The organism is Streptomyces sp. NPDC058221 (genome assembly GCF_042882365.1).
Taxonomy (GTDB): Bacteria; Actinomycetota; Actinomycetes; order Streptomycetales; family Streptomycetaceae; genus Streptomyces.
Map to the genome: position 1 here is coordinate 20,200 of NZ_JBHVWF010000010.1, position 16,788 is coordinate 36,987.

14 protein-coding genes are annotated in these 16,788 nt (G+C 70.7%); 4 read left to right on the forward strand and 10 right to left on the reverse strand.

Annotation, left to right across the window (positions count from 1 at the left end; translation table 11 throughout):
- Positions 1-22 precede the first annotated feature (22 nt).
- Both ACFVW8_RS05620 and ACFVW8_RS05625 read left to right on the forward strand, forming a co-directional pair.
- On the forward strand, positions 23-511 hold the full coding sequence (locus ACFVW8_RS05620) for a GNAT family N-acetyltransferase (RefSeq protein WP_389686339.1): 489 nt from the start codon (positions 23-25) through the stop codon (positions 509-511).
- A gap of 251 nt (positions 512-762) precedes the next feature.
- On the forward strand, positions 763-1,389 hold the full coding sequence (locus ACFVW8_RS05625; RefSeq protein WP_389686341.1) for an LAETG motif-containing sortase-dependent surface protein: 627 nt from the start codon (positions 763-765) through the stop codon (positions 1,387-1,389).
- An 85-nt stretch (positions 1,390-1,474) separates the two neighbouring features.
- On the opposite strand, the gene ACFVW8_RS05630 is transcribed toward ACFVW8_RS05625, so the two are convergent.
- Entirely contained in the window at positions 1,475-3,679 is a 2,205-nt protein-coding gene (locus ACFVW8_RS05630; RefSeq protein ID WP_389686343.1) for a SpoIIE family protein phosphatase, read from the reverse strand.
- 229 nt (positions 3,680-3,908) lie between these two features.
- Between ACFVW8_RS05630 and ACFVW8_RS05635 the strand changes: the two genes are divergently transcribed.
- Positions 3,909-4,976 carry an enoyl-CoA hydratase/isomerase family protein gene (locus ACFVW8_RS05635; RefSeq protein WP_389686345.1) on the forward strand — a complete coding sequence of 356 codons (1,068 nt, stop codon included), beginning with the start codon at positions 3,909-3,911 and terminating at the stop codon, positions 4,974-4,976.
- A 15-nt stretch (positions 4,977-4,991) separates the two neighbouring features.
- Here the strand turns inward: ACFVW8_RS05635 and ACFVW8_RS05640 are convergent, their stop codons facing one another.
- From ACFVW8_RS05640 to ACFVW8_RS05675, 8 genes are all read right to left on the reverse strand, one after another.
- Positions 4,992-6,455: an arabinose isomerase gene (locus ACFVW8_RS05640; protein ID WP_389686347.1), complete on the reverse strand. Its 1,464-nt coding sequence runs from the start codon at positions 6,453-6,455 to the stop codon at positions 4,992-4,994.
- Between the two features lie 107 nt (positions 6,456-6,562).
- Positions 6,563-8,065, reverse strand: coding sequence for a rhamnulokinase family protein (locus tag ACFVW8_RS05645; protein ID WP_389686349.1), 1,503 nt, complete (start codon positions 8,063-8,065; stop codon positions 6,563-6,565).
- A 22-nt stretch (positions 8,066-8,087) separates the two neighbouring features.
- Positions 8,088-10,133: a bifunctional aldolase/short-chain dehydrogenase gene (locus ACFVW8_RS05650; RefSeq protein ID WP_389686351.1), complete on the reverse strand. Its 2,046-nt coding sequence runs from the start codon at positions 10,131-10,133 to the stop codon at positions 8,088-8,090.
- Positions 10,134-10,184: 51 nt separating this feature from the next.
- Positions 10,185-11,351: an L-rhamnose isomerase gene (gene rhaI / locus ACFVW8_RS05655; RefSeq protein ID WP_389686353.1), complete on the reverse strand. Its 1,167-nt coding sequence runs from the start codon at positions 11,349-11,351 to the stop codon at positions 10,185-10,187.
- A 235-nt stretch (positions 11,352-11,586) separates the two neighbouring features.
- Positions 11,587-12,477: a carbon-nitrogen hydrolase family protein gene (locus ACFVW8_RS05660; protein ID WP_389686355.1), complete on the reverse strand. Its 891-nt coding sequence runs from the start codon at positions 12,475-12,477 to the stop codon at positions 11,587-11,589.
- A 383-nt stretch (positions 12,478-12,860) separates the two neighbouring features.
- The gene (locus ACFVW8_RS05665; RefSeq protein ID WP_389686357.1) at positions 12,861-13,088 is read right to left on the reverse strand and encodes a hypothetical protein; all 228 of its coding nucleotides are present in this window, start codon (positions 13,086-13,088) and stop codon (positions 12,861-12,863) included.
- Positions 13,089-13,174: 86 nt separating this feature from the next.
- Positions 13,175-13,669, reverse strand: coding sequence for a hypothetical protein (locus tag ACFVW8_RS05670; RefSeq protein ID WP_389686359.1), 495 nt, complete (start codon positions 13,667-13,669; stop codon positions 13,175-13,177).
- 83 nt (positions 13,670-13,752) lie between these two features.
- Positions 13,753-15,126: an FAD-binding oxidoreductase gene (locus ACFVW8_RS05675; RefSeq protein WP_389686361.1), complete on the reverse strand. Its 1,374-nt coding sequence runs from the start codon at positions 15,124-15,126 to the stop codon at positions 13,753-13,755.
- Positions 15,127-15,323: 197 nt separating this feature from the next.
- On the opposite strand from ACFVW8_RS05675, the gene ACFVW8_RS05680 reads away from it, so the two are divergent.
- The gene (locus ACFVW8_RS05680; protein WP_389686363.1) at positions 15,324-16,178 is read left to right on the forward strand and encodes a pentapeptide repeat-containing protein; all 855 of its coding nucleotides are present in this window, start codon (positions 15,324-15,326) and stop codon (positions 16,176-16,178) included.
- A gap of 14 nt (positions 16,179-16,192) precedes the next feature.
- Here ACFVW8_RS05680 and ACFVW8_RS05685 read toward each other — a convergent pair whose 3' ends face one another.
- Positions 16,193-16,717, reverse strand: coding sequence for an SRPBCC family protein (locus ACFVW8_RS05685; protein ID WP_389686365.1), 525 nt, complete (start codon positions 16,715-16,717; stop codon positions 16,193-16,195).
- Positions 16,718-16,788: the final 71 nt, after the last annotated feature.

A 16,788-nucleotide genomic window follows, 5' to 3' on the forward strand; every position in this document is an offset into this window, starting at 1 on the left:
CGGTACGGGCAGTCTTTGCGCCATGTTGATCAGGGAAGCAACCACCGGGGACTGGCCGGCCATCTGGCCCTTCTTCCACGAAATCGTCGCCGCAGGCGAGACCTTCACCTACCCCCTCCACCTGGGAGAGGCCGATGCCAGGGACTGGTGGCTTCTCGAGGCGCCGAATCGCACGGTCGTCGCAGTCGCCGACGACGGGACGATTGTGGGCACGGCGAAGATGAACAACAACCACATGGGCAACGGCTCTCACATCGCGAGCGCCAGCTACATGGTCGATCCCCGGCACTCCGGACGCGGTGCGGGACGGGCCCTGTGCGAGTACACGATCGACTGGGCCCGCGCGGCCGGGTTCCGGGCCATGCAGTTCAACGCCGTCGTGGAGACGAACGCCGCAGCCGTCGGGCTGTACCGCTCGCTCGGCTTCGAGGTCCTGGGAACGCTGCCCGAGGGCTTCAACCATCCGAAGCACGGGTTCGTGGGGCTGCACATCATGTACCGGCCGCTCTGACGACACCGGCAGGCAGGGCGGGCCGTCAGTACGATCCGATCGACACGGTCCGGTGCCATACGCTCACTTCGCGCCACGGCAGGGCCGGCCTTTACCGCCCGTTGGTGTCCGTCATGTCCCAACCAGCGATGATGTGCTGCCAGTTGTGACGTCGAATGGGTTGTGGGGCGGGTGCACATACGGGGGACGGGGGCAGTACTGTGCGCCCCACCGCCATTCGGGCGATGAAACATTTTGCGGAGGAACAATCCATGACCATACCCAGGAGATCGCTGCGCGCCGCGGGAACCCTCGCTGCCGCTGCGGTTGTCGGCCTGACCGGCGCGGTCCTGACCGCCGGCCCGGCGGCAGCTCACACCCCCACCTGGGACGTGACCTGTACCGAAGTGAGCCTGCACCTGTCCGCGTACAACGGCAAGGTCACCAACCAGGTGACTGTCACCGTTGACGGGAAGGACCTGCTGCCGGCACAGAACTTCGGCACGGGGCTGGACAAGAAGCTCGACCTGCCCGAGCACGACAAGCCGCTGACGGTGCATCTGATCGTCAAGGCCGGCGACGGCGACCAGTACTCGAAGGACGACACCAAGCAGGCTCCGGTGTGCAAGGGCAACACGCCCACGCCCACCCCCACGCCGTCCGAGACGAAGCCGTCGGAGACGCCGACCACGGCGAAGCCGGCCCCGACCAACACGCCGAGCGAGACCGCTTCGTCGTCTGCGCCCGCCGCAGCCACGCCGAGCCCCAGCTCGCCGGATCTGGCCGAGACCGGTTCGTCGTCCTCCACTCCCATCATCGGTGGTGCGGCTGTTGCCGTGCTCCTGGCCGGTGGCGGCATCATGTGGTCCGTGCGCAAGCGTCGCACCGCCCAGCACTGACGTAGTCCGGCGGTCCGGGCGCATTGAGCGCCAGGAGTCCGGCCGAGGGGCGTGCCGCATCGCGTACGGCGAGGCGGTACGCCCCTCAACGCTGTCCGGGGGCCCTGCCCGGCCCGCCGGTGCTGTCTGCTCCGCCGGTCCTGTCCGCGGGACCGGCCGGCTCCGAGGTATCCCTGTGCACCGGAGCGGACGTGGGCGGCGTGGCCGGGCCGATCTCGCACCAGACGGCCTTCCCTTCGCCGCGAGGCTCGATGCCCCACCGGGTGGCGACCGCGTCCAGCAGCAGCAGGCCCCGTCCCGAGGTGGCCGTCTCACCCGGTGAGCGGCGTCTGGGCCATGCGCTGGACCGGTCCTGCACCGACAGCCGCACCCGCCGCACCGGTTCGGGCAGCACCTCCAGCGTGAGCACCGCTCCGCCCTCCGTGTGCAGCAGCACGTTCACCAGCAGTTCGCCGGTCACCAGCTCGGCGTCGTCCGCGAGTTCGGCCATGTCCCAGTCGGTCAGGGCCTGGCGGACGATCGTGCGTGCCTCGGAGAGCCCTTCCGGGTCGGCCTGGTGGATGTACTGATGCAGCCGGGGCGCGCGCGGCGAACCCGGGTCAGGGCTGCGGCGCAGTACCAGCAGTGCGACGTCGTCGCCCGAGCCCCAGCGCTCCCACAGCCGGTCCGACAGATGGTCGGCGAGCGCCTCGGCCCCGGCCGGGCCCGCGCTCACCTCATGGATGAGCGTGCTCACGCCGGCGTCGATGTCGGCGCCCGGTTCCTCGACCAGCCCGTCGGTGTACAGGACCAGCGTTTCGCCCGGGACGAGGTCGAGACGGGTCTCGGGGAACTCCTCGTCCCCGAAGTCGGTGGAGATGCCCAGCGGCATGCCTCCGCGTACCCGCGGGCTGCCGACCCGGCCGTCCATGTGACGGATCAACGGCCCGAAGTGGCCGGCCCGCACCACCCGCACGGTTCCGGTACCGAGGTCGACCTGAGCGTACGTGCAGGTGGCGAACCTGTCCGTGTCGAGCTCGGCGAGGAACCGGGACGCCCGGGCCAGTACCGTCGACGGCGGGTGCCCCTCACCGGCGTACGCACGAAGTGCGATCCGCAGCTGTCCCATGATCGCCGCTGCATGCGTGTCATGCCCCTGGACATCGCCCACCACGATGCCGAATCGGTCCTTCGGCAGCGCGATCACGTCGTACCAGTCGCCGCCGACCTGACGGCCGCTCCAGGCTGCGTGGTAACGGACGGCGATTTCGCCGCCCTCGATGTCATGGATCCGTCGGGGCAGCATGGTGGACTGCAGCCCGGTGGCGAATTCCCGCTCCTCGTCGAAGAGCGTGGCCCGCTGGAGGGACTGGGCGACGATGGCAGCCAGCCCCAGGCACAGATTGCGTTCGTCGGGGTTGAAGGCGGTGCGCTCACGGTAGAAGAGCGCCAGCCCGCCCAGCGACCGCGCCTGGGCCACGAGCGGCAGATAGGCGGCGGCCTGGAACTTCAGCTGACCCACATACGGTTCCAGCACCGGATAGCGCCGGGTGAGTGCACCCAGCGAGCTCACGAAACGTGGCCGGCCGCTGAGCACGGTGTCGGCCAGCGGAAACTTCCGGTCGAGCCGGCCCTGCCCCAGTTCGTCGATGACTTCCAAGGACTCGCCGCTCAGGGCGATGACATTGAGTGTGGAATTGTCCAGGAGTCCGAGCGCGAGCCCGTCGGCGCCGAGCCGTGCCAGCCCTCCCGGTCCGGTCAGTGCGGCCGTCACATCGTCCACGGTCACCGCCCGTGACAACGCACTTGTTGTGCGTTCAACTATGTCGGTCTGGCGTTGGCGGCGCTTTTCCAGTTCCAGCACGAAGGCCGAATGGGTGACTTCCGCCGTCGCGTCCCGCACCACCCCGATCACCCGGTGCGCCCGCCCGTCCGCGCTGCGCAGGATGCGTGCCTGGATGTGCGTCCACTGGTCGCCGCCCTCGTCGAGAGGTACCCGGAAATGGACGCTGTACGAGCTGCGTCCGCCCTTGACGGCCTCGTCGATCGCCACATCGAGACGGATCCGTTCCGAGGGCTCCAGCCGCTCCACCAGCGACTCCGGCCGTGAGTCGAAATGGGCCGGATCCAGGCCGAAGACCAGCAGACCTGCCTCGTCGATGTCCAGCGTCCCGGCATCGAGATCCCACTCGAAGCTGCCGGTACGGTTCATGGCAAGCCGCTCCGCCGTCCCGGTCTCGCCGGTGTGCGGCTTCTCGACCAACAGGCGGGGTCGGACGGGGATGATCGGTGGCCGGTCGTGATCGGTCATTCCTGCTCCGAAGATCGTCCGGCGGGGCTGCCGTGGTGTGTGACCCAATTGTCTGGCCGGTTCGGTCCGGCTGCCACAGCGGAATCCGTTCAGGACGGCGCCATGACCCCCGCAAGGCACCGTGACACCCCTCCCTGCCGACGCCGCGGTCACCGCCGCGCACAATGGCACCGGAAGGCCGTCCGTGACCGGCGGACGGCACGGCACAGGGGCTGACCGGAGCACACGTATGAACCACGAGGATCCCGTCCTGCTGCACACCGAGGGACGCATCCGTCACATCACGCTCAACCGGCCCCGGGCCCTGAACGCGCTGAACCACACCATGGTGCTGCGCGTCCAGGAGGTGCTCGACGCCGCGGAACGGGACGACTCCGTCACAGCCGTGCTGCTCACCGGAGCGGGGGAGCGTGGACTGTGCGCGGGCGGCGACATCCGCGCCATACGGGACGACGCCCTGTCCGGCAGCCCGGCCGCGCTGGACTTCTGGCGTGACGAGTACCGGCTCAACGCCGGTATCGCCCGGTTCCCCAAGCCCTACGTCGCGATCATGGACGGCATCGTGATGGGCGGCGGCGTCGGTGTCTCCGCCCACGGCTCGATCCGGATCGTCACGGAGCGTTCGCGGGTCGCGATGCCCGAGACGGGTATCGGATTCGTCCCGGACGTGGGCGGCACCTACCTGCTGGGCAGGGCGCCGGGCGAGCTCGGCACGCACCTGGCGCTCACCGGGGAAGCCGCCGGCGCGGCCGACGCGCTGCTGTGCGGGCTCGCCGACCACTTCGTGCCGTTCCGGGAACTGCCCGGCCTGATCGGAGCCCTGGACGTCTGCACCACGCCCGCGGAGGTCGTCGCCACGGCGGAGCGGTACGCCGAAGCGGCCCCCGGCGGTGAGCTGGCCGCCCGTCGCGACTGGATCGACGCCTGCTACAGCGCCGCCACCGTCGAGGAGATCGTCGAGCGCCTCGGCGACTGCGGTGTGCCCGCCGCGAAGGAGGCCGCCGCCACGATCCTGGCGAAGTCACCCACCGCGCTCAAGGTGACGCTCGAATCCGTCCGCAGGGCACGCCGCCTCGACGACCTGGAAGCAGTGCTCAACCAGGAGTACCGAGTCTCGTCCGCCGCCTTCACCCGGCCCGACCTCGTGGAGGGTGTACGCGCCCAGATCGTGGACAAGGACCGCAACCCGCGGTGGAACCCCGCCGGGCTCGCCGAGGTCACCGACGCCGACGTGGAGCGGTTCTTCGCCCCGCTCGGCGACGGCGAACTCGGCCTGGGTGCCCCGCCGGCCTCCTGAGGGACACCGCCTGCGTCAGAGGGCGTTGGGCCCGGTCACCGTACGGAACGGGAGACCCAGAAGGTCCGCCGCGGCCCGGAAGTCCTTGGCACGGTGACCGGTGCACAGCGTCCAGTGGTGCCCGATTCCCGTGGCGGACCAGGCATCGACCCATTCACCGGGATCGAAGCCGAAGTCGACCCGGGAGGTGGTGTTGCCGATCTCCAGCAGGGGACCGGGCACGACCTCGCCCTCGGACGCGATCAGAACGAAGGAGCCGTCGGCCTCCTGCCCCACACCGAAGGTGGTGACCGGCCCGTGGGTGACGTCGAACTCGACGCTGACCCCCCAGCCGCGCTTGCCGTGGTATACACCCAGGCCGCGCAGCAGGGGGTCCTTCGCGCTGATGGCCAGATGCGCGGGGCCGTCGTGACCCATCTCCACGACCCGGTCGCGGAAGTTGAGCGCCTGCAGTTCGGTGAACGAACCCCCGGCGCCCATGGTGTCGGCGATCAGCATCGCCAGGCTGGTGCGCAGCTCGTACTCACCGGCCATCGGCACCCCACGGGCGGTCAGGAGCGAGGCGCCGAGGATCATGCCCGCACCCAGCCGCTCGTGGATCTCGCCCTCCAGCCCCCGGTGGTAGTAGGCCAGGCTGTCCAGGGAGAAATCCTCCACAAGCCGGTCGAGACCGACCGATACACGGGCCGCCCAGGCGAGGTCGTCCTCGTCCACGGAACCGTCCAGAGTGAAGACCTCACGAGCCAGCGCGACCCGTTCGGCGGTCTCCCCGTCCGTCACGGCCGCGACCCTGACCCGCAGATCGTCGAACTCCAGGACCTCGACATGGCCGCCCAGCTGGGTGGAGACCAGCGTCATGTCGGTGGAGACGTCGAGCATGCCCGGGTACAGATGCCCCATCAGCCCGTGGCGCCCGTGACGCAGGGCGCCACGCACCCCGGCGGCCGAGATCCAGCGCCGGATCCTGCCCCAGGCGTTCTCGTCGCGCAGATGGCCCGAGACCGAGCGGAACGGGATGCCGCTGCGCCGGAACACGTTCGCGACCTCCGGCAGCGGACACTGACCGCAGTACGCCAGCCACTCACCCGTGCCGGTGTTCGCGTGGTCCATGGCCTCGGTCGGCTGGAGGTCGATCACCAGCACGGGTGTGTGGGTGCGCTGGGCGACCGGCAGCACCATCGAGGCGGTGAGATACGTCGTCAGGAATGTCACCACCAGATCGCAGTCGGCCCGGCGCAGCTGCTCCGCGGCCCGGGCCGACTCCTGCGGGTCGGAGACGAACCCCGCGTCGACCACCTCGCAGCCCATGTCCTCGAACCGTGCGGTCACGAACCGGGCGGACTCCTGCAACTGTTCGAGAAGTCCGGGGAACTGCGGCCAGTACGCACCGAGCCCGCCCGAGACCAGACCCACCCGGGTCCGGCGGCGGGGCGTCCGCACAAGGGGGCTGCCGGGTTCGGCCGCGCGGTCGTCAGACATCAGGATTTCCTTTCCTCGTAAGCAATTTCCGGGTGCCGGCCGGCAAGGGGGGCAGGACCGGGCCGGGGAATCCGGCCCGCGTCTGTGTCCGCACGGCCCGGTCCCGGTCAGACATCCGCGGGGACGGGACCCGCGCCGATCCGGGCCTCCGCCCGGTCCCAGTCCCGCCCGTCGCCCCGCGGTTCGTAGTGCCGCAACTCCTGGGTACTGGCGACGAGCCGGCGCAGGCCGGCGAGGTCGCCCACCAGGCCGTGGGTGCGGGCCTGCAGCAGGATGTTGCCGAGCGCCGTGGCCTCGGCCGGCCCCGCCGTCACCGGTAGCCCGCTCGCATCGGCGGTCCACTGGCACAGCAGCTCGTTGCGGGAGCCGCCGCCGACCAGATGGATCCGGGTCGGCTCTCGGCCCGCCAGCTCGGCGGCCCGCCGCAGCGTCCTGCGATGGGCCAGCGCGAGGCTCTCCAGCACACATCGCACGTACCCGCCGCGAGTGCCCGGCGGAGTCTGTCCCGTCCGCCGCAGGTACGCGTCGATCCGGGACGGCATGTCACCCGGTGCGAGGAACGCCTCGTCATCGGGGTCGATGACCGCGGCGAACGGCCCTGCCGCGGCCGCGTCGGCCAGCAGCCCGGCCAGACCCAGGGCCGGCCCCTCGCGGTCCCACACCCGGCGGCACTCCTCCAGCAGCCACATGCCCATGATGTTGCGGAGATACCGGACGGTGCCGTCGACCCCGCGCTCGTTGGTGAAGTTCGCCGCCCGGGACTCCTCGGACAGCACCGGAGCGTCCAGTTCCAGACCGGCCAGCGACCATGTCCCGCACGAGATGTACGCGAAGTCCGGCTGCGTCGCCGGAACCGCCGCGACCGCCGACGCCGTGTCGTGCGAGGCGACGGTCGTCACCGGCGTCCCGGCCGGAAGACCGGTGGCATCGGCGACATGCGCCAGCAGCTTTCCCGCCGGATCGCCCGGCTCACGCAACGGCGGGAACAGCGAACGCGCCAGCCCCAGCCGCCCGATCAGCTCGTCCGACCAGCCACCGCTGCGCGCGTCGAACAGCCCGGTCGTCGACGCGTTCGTGATCTCCGCGCCCACCGACCCCGTCAGCCAGTGCACCAGCAGATCGGGCATCAGCAGCAGTGTCCGAGCCGACTCCCACTGCACCGTGGCACGGTGCGCCAGCAACTGGAACACCGTGTTGAACGGCAGATGCTGCAACCCGGTGACCGCATACAGTTCGGCCGCACCGCAGCCGTCCGGCAGCCGCTCCGACATCCCGTTGTTGCGCCCGTCCCGGTAGTGGAACGGCACGCCGAGCAGCGCCCCGTCGGCATCCAGCAGTCCGTAGTCCACCGCCCAGGTGTCGATGCCGATGGAGGCCGGCGGGCCACTGCGCCCGGCCGCCCGCAGCCCGTCCAGGATTCCCTGGTACAGGGCCAGTACGTCCCAGTGGAGACCGTCCGGCAGCCGCACCGGAGTGTTCGCGAACCGATGCGCCTCGGTCAGCACCAGCGTGCCCGGACCGACCCTCCCCGTCATCACCCGGCCGCTGGTCGCACCGAGGTCCACGGCGGCGAAGACGGCATCGCGCGCCGGGTTGTCCAATGAGTTCACAGCCATGGGGTACGTGTCCGGGTCATCGCAGGAAGGCCGCCGCCACACCGGCGTCGACAGGGATGTGCAGACCGGTGGTGTGCGTGAGGTCGCCACCGGTCAGCGCGAACACCGCGTTGGCGACGTGTTCGGGCAGCACCTCGCGCTTGAGCAGCGTCCGCTGGGCGTAGAACTCGCCGAGCTTCTCCTCCTCGATGCCGTACGTCGCCGCCCGCTGGGCACCCCAGCCCGCGGCGAAGATACCCGAACCCCGCACCACACCGTCCGGGTTGATGCCGTTGACCCGGATCCCGTGCTCGCCGAGCTCCGCCGCCAGCAGTCGCACCTGGTGGGCCTGGTCGGCCTTGGTTGCCGAGTACGCGATGTTGTTCGGACCCGCGAACACGGCGTTCTTGGAGGCGATGTAGACGAGGTCGCCACCGAGGCCCTGGGCCTGCATCACCCGGGCCGCCTCTCGCGACACGAGGAAGGAGCCGCGCGCCATGATGTCGTGCTGCAGGTCCCAGTCGCGCGCCGTGGTCTCCAGCAGGGGCTTGGAGATGGAGATCCCCGCGTTGTTCACGACGAGGTCCACACCGCCGAAGGCGAGCACGGCGGCCCGGAACGCCTCGGCGATCTGCTCCTCACTGGTCACGTCGACCGTCACCGCGACGGCCCGGTCGGCCCCGCCGAGGTCCTCGGCGACCGCCGCGGCGTTCTCCGCGTTCAGGTCCGCGACGACCACACACGCGCCCTCGGCGGCCAGCCGGTGCGCGATGGCCTTCCCGATGCCCGAGCCCGCACCGGTGACCAGCGCGACCCGGGTGGCCAGCGGCTTCGCCTTCGGCATCCGGCGCAGCTTGGCCTCCTCGAGATCCCAGTACTCGATCCGGAACTTCTCGGACTCCTCGATCGGTGCGTAGGACGAGACGGCCTCCGCACCGCGCATCACGTTGATGGCGTTGAGGTAGAACTCCCCGGCGACGCGGGCGGTCTGCTTGTCCTTCCCGAAGGAGAACATGCCCACTCCGGGTACCAGCACGATCGCCGGATCCGCACCGCGCATGGCGGGGGAGCCGGGAGCGGCGTGCCGCTCGTAGTAGGCGCGGTAGGCCTCGCGGTACTCCTCGTGCAGCTCCTTCAGCCGGGCCTCTGCCTCGGCCACCGGCGTATCGGAGGGAAGGTCGAGGACGAGCGGGCTGACCTTCGTACGGAGGAAGTGGTCAGGGCACGAGGTGCCCAGCGCGGCGAGGCGCGGGTGCTCGGCGCGGGACAGGAAGTCGAGCACCGGTTCGGCGTCAGTGAAGTGCCCCACCTGCGGGCGGTCGGTGGAGGCAAGACCGCGGATCAACGGGGCGAGCGCGGCGGCCCGTTCCCGGCGCAGCTCCGCGGGCAGGGCCGCCCGGTCCTGCAGGACGGGACCGAAGGGCTCGGTCCTGCCGTGTTCCTGGAGGAAGGTCTCGGCGGTACGGATCATCCACAGGGCGTTCTCTTCGCACGCGTCGGACGTCTCGCCCCAGGCGGTGATCCCGTGACCGCCCAGAACCACGCCCACCGCCTGCGGGTTGGCCTCCTTCACGGCCGCGATGTCCAGACCGAGCTGGAACCCCGGCCGGCGCCAGCCCACCCACGCGACCTTGTCGCCGAAGCACTCGGCAGTCAGCTTCTCGCCGTCGGCCGCGCACGCGAGGGCGATCCCCGAATCCGGATGCAGGTGGTCCACGTGCGCCGCCTCCACCAGGGCGTGCATGGCGGTGTCGATGGAGGGAGCGGCCCCGCCCTTGCCGTGCAGGCAGAAGTCGAAGGCTGCCACCATCTCGTCCTCGCGTTCGACGCCCGGGTACACCTCCTTGAGGGCGCGCACCCGGTCCAGGCGGAGCACCGCGAGCCCCGTCTCCGTCAGCGTGCCGAGGTCACCCCCGGAACCCTTGACCCAGAGCAGCTCGGTCCCGCCGCCGGTCACCGGATCGGCACCGACGGCCTTCACCGAGGTGTTGCCGCCGGCGTAATTGGTGTTGCGGGGGTCGGAGCCGAGCCGGTGCGCGCGCTCCAGGAGCGCTGCGACCTCGGCGTGCGTCGCGGACGTCATAAGGGTTCCTTCGGGGTGAGAGGTGCGTGGACGACGGGGGCGGACAGCGGGTCAGGCGCCCCAGCCCGCTTGTGTGCCGCCCACCCGGGCGGCTGCGATGCGTTCCTGGTTGCCGGAGGCCAGGTACGCCGCGAACGGGTCACGGGCCAGCCCCTGCTCCTCACGCACCTCGGCGAGCAGCGGCCGCACGTCGGTGTTGTACGCATCCATCAGGACGGCGTTCGAGGCGAGCACATCGCCGGACTTCTGGGCGGCGCCGAGCGCGTCGGCATCCACCAGGAGTGCCTTGGCTGTCGCCTCCTGCACATTGGCGACCGACCGGATGACCGCGGGGATCTTGGCCTCGATGTTGTGGCACTGGTCGAGCATGAAGTTGACGTTCGTCTCGGACCTGAGACCACCGTTCTTGACCACTTCGTGCATGATCCGGAACAGCTGGAAGGGGTCGGCGGCGCCGGCCATCAGGTCGTCGTCCGCGTAGAAGCGGGAGTTGAAGTCGAACGCACCGAGCTTCTTCTCCCGGAGCAGGAGCGCCACGATGAACTCGATGTTCGTGCCCGGGGCGTGATGACCGGTGTCCACGACGACCTGGGCCTTCGGGCCGAGCTTCAGGCAGTGCGCGTACGCCGTGCCCCAGTCCGGCACGTCCGTGGTGTAGAAGGCCGGCTCGAAGAGCTTGTACTCGAGCAGCATCCGCTGGTCGTCGCCCAGCCGCTCGTACACCTCGGCCAGCGCCTCGGCCAGCCGGTCCTGGCGGGCGACGATGTCGTCCTGGCCGGGGTAGTTCGTGCCGTCGGAGAACCACAGCTTGAGATCGGGCGAGCCGGTCTCGTCCATCACGTCGACGCACTCCAGCAGATGGTCCGTCGCCTTGCGACGGACCGACGGCTCCGGGTGGGTGACCGATCCCAGCTTGAAGTCGTCGTCCTGGAAGACGTTGGAGTTGATCGCGCCGATCTGCAGCCCGAGGCCCTCGGCGTGCCGGGTCAGTGCCGCGTAGTCGGTCACCTTGTCCCAGGGAATGTGCAACGACACCTTCGGCGCGACCCCGGTGAAGCCATGGACCTGCGCCGCGTCCTCCATCTTCTCGAACGGGTCGCGCGGCACCCCCGGCTGCGCGAACACCTTGAAACGCGTCCCGGAGTTGCCGTAACCCCACGAAGGAGTCTCGATCACCTGAGACTTCAGAGCTGCCTTGACGGCCGACACATCAGACATGAACACCTCGTAAGCAGAGTCATCCGGCGACCGCAGCCGTCAGGACGATGTGAATCGTTTCAGCTGGAACGTACGCTAGGTTTGGCGGCGACGACTAGTCAAGCAGCTCGTCTGTCTTCTTCTTTGGTTTGAATCAATTCACCACGGATCGGGGCGACCCGGCCGAAGACGGACCTGGCCTGGCCGGGCATCCCCGGCCAGGCCAGGCGGGGTCATGCGGCCGGAAAGGCCGCTTCTAGAAGGCGGTGCGGTCGTCGCTGCGGGCGTCTTCGACCAGGTGCCCGTCGTAAAGGCCGGCCCGCGCCTTGCGCCGCCAGGGCCTGGCCAGAGCGCTGGCGGGGTCCTGCGGGCCCAGGTCGGCGACGGCCAGCGAAGGCCTCCCGTCTCCCGGGCAGCGGGCTGCCCATTCGCCGTCCGGGCCGATGACCCCCGCCGGCGCCTCACCGCCGAGCTGGGCAGGTACGGCGAAACCGGTCCAGTACCGGTTCGTCGCCGCGTGTGCCCGCGTCTCGGTGGCGAAGCCCGTTCCGCCTCCCGTGGCTCCGCCCGTGGTCGAGAACAACACGCAGTCGACGTCGAGCCGTTCGTATGCGCCGAAGAGCTCAGGGAAGTGAGCTTCCATGCCGAGCGCGCAGCCGAACCGGACCCCGTCGACCTCGAAGGTGACCGGAACCGACCCGGGTGCATACATGTACGAGACCTTCGTGTGCGACAGCATGCGTTCGTCGTAGCGGGTCGCCACGGCGCCACGGTCCGAGATGACGTACAGGCTGTTGTGCGGGCGGTTGGGTGCGGTGAGCCGGTGCACCGAACCGAGCACGGTCCACAGTCCCAGCTCCCGCGCCAGACGGGCCGTCAGGGACAGCTCCTCCCCGAGTACGTCCCACCGGAACCTGCTCCAGTCGGCTGGGCCGGCCTCGTCGGGACCGTCGGCGGACAGCAGCCGCTTGTCCGGGGAGCAGGTGGCCCCCTCGGGGAACTGCACCACCCTCGCCCCGGCCGCCCGGGCTTCGCGCATCAGGCTCCGTACCTCGGCGCAGCTGTCTCTCAGCTCGGTGCTGCAGCGAGGGTTCTCACGGACAGTGGTCTGGGCCACGGCCAAACGTACGCAGTTCTCTTCCGGCATGACGTCTCCTCTGGGAGCCGAACGGAAATGCCGGAGGGCAGTCGTATAGGACTGGCCGGTCTTGGCTGCGCGGGCGCGCACCCGGCGCTTGAGATTCCTGTGGGCTGTCATCTGGCCTTCCACGCCACGGGCGCGAGCCCCCAGCGACCACACCCGAGACGATCGGACCACGACAGCGACCTGAGACAGGAAGTCCCTTTGCCTCCGTGACAGGCCGAGCTGGGGACGGCCGGGGGAGGTGAGGCGTAGGCCACGCCTCGGACATGGTCCCCGGCATCGGCGGATCCCGTCAAGACCCGGAGACGGGCGGGTCCGGAGCCGCACCCGGCGGCCCCGGACCGGAGATGTGCCGAGCCGCGTCCGCGCCTGCTGCGCGGATCGGGTCAGTGCCCGCTGCCCGACAGGCTCGGCTGGAGGGAGCGGACCAGGTCGAAGAACCGGGACTCGTTGCCCGAGAGCCCGGCCTGCCGCAGCGCGCCGTCGGCCTCCTCGATCGGTGCGGCGAGCAACGGCATGTAGAGAGGGGTGTCGTCGGGGTCGGAGAGGGCGGCCCGGGTGGCCTCCAGTAAACGGACGTACGCCTGCGCCGCGGCGAGTTCGTCATTGCGCATCTCAGCATCTCCAGGTCAGAGGTGTCGGATCCACCAGCATCCCCCATGGGTCTGACAACATCCTTCGGCGACGGCCCCCGACGCGGTCACTGTGGGCCGTCCGGCCGACGCGGACCGGCCGGCGGCTCGACCTCCAGGAACCTGCGCCGGCGCGGCCCGCGGTAGAGCAGCGCGATCCAGCCCAGCTCGCTCAGCGCCGCCGCGCACCGGGCCAGCTCACCGTCCTCCTCGTGTGCCGCACCGCTGCCCGGAGGGCCCAGCCACTCGACCCGGACGCTGCCCGGCGGTGCGGCGGGCTCCACCCGGTACCCCGTCGCCGTCCGCCGCCCCGACGCGTCAACGGCGGACGCGGCCAGTCCCGCCGCCTCCAGTGCGAGCGCGACGGCCCGTACCGGCCTGTGCAGTTCCCACGCGGCCGGTACGGCCTCCGGGGCGGCGGGTCCGGAGTTGGTCAGCCGCCGTATCTGCAGCATCCCGGTGAACGCGGTCCGTACTGCCGCGGCACGGTTCTCCGCCGGCCCCGGGGGCGGCGGCCCCTCCCCGGTGGCCGGTTCGAAGCCGGTCTCCTGCTCGCCGCCCATCGGTGTTCCCCTCTCGCCCGTGCGCCTCGGCTGCCAGTGTGCGCCGCCGCACTGACAATCAGGCCCCGTGGCGGGCGGTCGGGTCAGGCGCCGCCTGCGAGCACCTTGCCCGGGTTCAGGATGCCGTGCGGATCGAGCGCCGCCTTCACCGCGTGGTGCATGCCGAGCACAGCGGATCCCAGCTCCTTGTCCATGCCGCGCATCTTCAGCAGACCGACCCCGTGTTCGCCCGTGACGGTTCCGCCGAGCGCGATGGCGTCGTCCAGGATGTCCTCGAAGGCGGACTGGGCGCGCGTCCGAGCCGCCTCGTCCCCGGGCGGCGTGATGATCAGGGGGTGCAGGTTGCCGTCCCCGGCATGGGCGATGTTGGCGACCAGGATGTCGTGCCGGGCCGCCGTCTGTTCGATCCGGGCGAGCATCTCCGGGACCGCGGTCCGAGGTACGCAGACGTCCTCCGTCAGGACCGGGCCGAGCCGCTCCAGTGCCGGATAGGCCAGTCGCCTGGCCTGGAACAGGGCATCGGCCTCCTGCTGGTCGGTGGAGACCGCGGCCCAGGTCGCGCCGGCCCGCTCGAAGCACTCCCGGATGAGTTCGGCCTCGGCGTCGCCCTCGGCCCCCGGGGTGTCGACCCGGCCCAGCAGCACCACGTCCGCGTCAGCGGACAGCCCCATCTTCTTCCAGGCGTCGACGGCGGCGAGGCAGTGGCGGTCGACCAGTTCCAGCGCGGACGGGATGACGCCGGACGCGGTCACGGCGCTCACCGCCTCACCGGCGGAGACCACCGACGAGAAGTAGCCCGCCACCGTGCGCTCCTGGAGCCGTGCCGGGCGCAGCCGCACGGTGATCTCCGTGATCACCCCGAGCGTGCCCTCGGAGCCCACCATCAGCCCGGCCAGGTCGTAGCCGGCCACACCCTTCGCGGTCCGGCGGCCCAGGGAGACGACTTCGCCGAGCCCGTTGACCACTTCGAGGCCCAGTACGTAGTCGCGTGTCACGCCGTACTTGACGCAGCACATGCCGCCGGCGTTCGTCGCGACGTTTCCGCCGATGGTGGACCACGGGGAGCTGGCCGGGTCAGGCGGGTACCACAGCCCGTGCTCCGCACAGGCCGCCCGGAGGTCGTCGTTGACGACACCGGGCTGGACCACGGCCAGCCGTTCGGCGGCGTCGATGCCGACGATCCGGTTCATGTCCTCGAACGACAGGATGATCGCCCCGTCGACGGCGTTCGCGCCACCGGACAGACCGGTGCCCGCGCCGCGCGGCACCAGCGGAATGCGGTGGGCGAGACAGTGCCGCACCACCTCCCGCACCTCGTCGGTGCTCTGCGGGCGCACCACCGCGAGCGGCATCCCGTACGGGGCCCACTCGGCCTCGTCGTGCTGGTACCGGGCCAGGCCCGCCGGATCCGTCAGTACCCGGCCGGCCGGGATGCTGTCGACTGGTGCGTTCGCCACGATGGTGGCCACCTCCCATAAAGATGTATTACCCACCATTGTCGCGCGCGGACCAGACGTCCCGAGGGGGAGGGGGCCCGTTCGCCGGTTCCGGCCCTCGGGCGAGCCGTGGAGCTGGGCCGCGCGGACAGGGGCCGTCGTGAAGCTCGGTAGGCTCGACCCTTCATGGACCCCGCACATCAAAGGACCCAGGCACCGTGCCCGACAACGACCGAGCCCCCGGCACCGACCATGCGGACGGGACCGGCCGTGCCGCCCTGCGCGCCGACTGCGGGAACTGCTTCGGGCTGTGCTGTGTCGCACTGACCCTGACCCGGTCCGCGGACTTCGCCATCAACAAGGACGCCGGTAAACCCTGCCGCAACCTTCAGGACGACTTCCGGTGCGGTATCCACACCGAACTGCGTACCGAGGGCTTTCCGGGCTGCACCGTCTACGACTGCTTCGGCGCCGGCCAGAAGGTCTCGCGGGAGACCTTCGGCGGGCAGGACTGGCGCAGAGCCCCCGAGAGCGCTCAGCAGATGTTCGAGGTCTTCCCGGTCATGCGCCAGCTCCACGAGCTGCTCTGGTATCTGACGGAGGCGGCCGCCCTGGCGCCGGCCCGGCCCCTCCACGGTGAGATCGGCCGCACCCTCGACGCGACCGAACGCCTCACCCGCCTCGACGCGGACGCCTTCGCGGACCTGGACGTCGCGGCACACCGGGAAGAGGTCGCCGCCCTGCTGTCGCGCATCAGCGAACTCGTACGCGCCACCGCGCCCCGCAGGAAGAAGCGAAACCATCGCGGTGCCGACCTCATCGGCGCCCGCCTCGGGGAAGCGGATCTGCGCGGGGCCGATCTGCGCGGCGCCTACCTCATCGCGGCGGACCTCAGCGGCGCCGATCTCCGGCTCGCCGACCTCATCGGCGCCGACTTCCGGGACGCGGACCTGTCCGGCGCCGATCTGACCGGAGCGCTCTTCCTGACACAGTCACAGCTCAATGCCGCCCGGGGAAACGGAGCCACCCGGCTCCCCGGGGCGCTCAGCCGCCCCACGCACTGGGAGCGTTGAGGCCGCCCGAGCGGTCACGCCCCGGGCGCGTCCCCGGCCGACGGAGCCTCCAGTGCCGCCTTGAGCCGCTGGAGGGTGGTGCGGATGTTGCCGCGCTGGAAGTCGGCGAAGGTGTGCCCCCGGGTGGCCACCCGGTCGAAGGCGTTGGCCAGGAAGTCGGGCCAGGCACGGCGGTCGTCGGTCCAGGTCTCGGTCACCTTCGTACCGGTGTCCGCGGCCTCGAACCGGTACTCCCAGGTGGCGATGGCGCCGGGCAGCCGCGGCCGCCGGGCACCGATCGCGTGGACCCGGAAGGCGAACCGCTCGCCCGGATCGGCCGCGATCACCGTGCAGCGGGTCGTCCAGCGCATCCTCCCGCGCTTGTTGCGCCCCTCGAAGACCATGCCGACGTACGCGTCCCGGCGTTCCCCGAGCACCTTCGCCCCCCGGTTCTCCGGACTCCACCGGCCCATCGCCGTAGGGTCGCTGACCTGTGCGTACACGGCCGACGGCGCTGCGGAAACCACGGTGCTGTCCGACACGGACATGGTGCGGGGCATGAGCACTCCGATCCGCGGCCGGCTCCGGCAGGCACCGGGCGTCGGGCCGACCGCACGGCCGACGGGCTCCC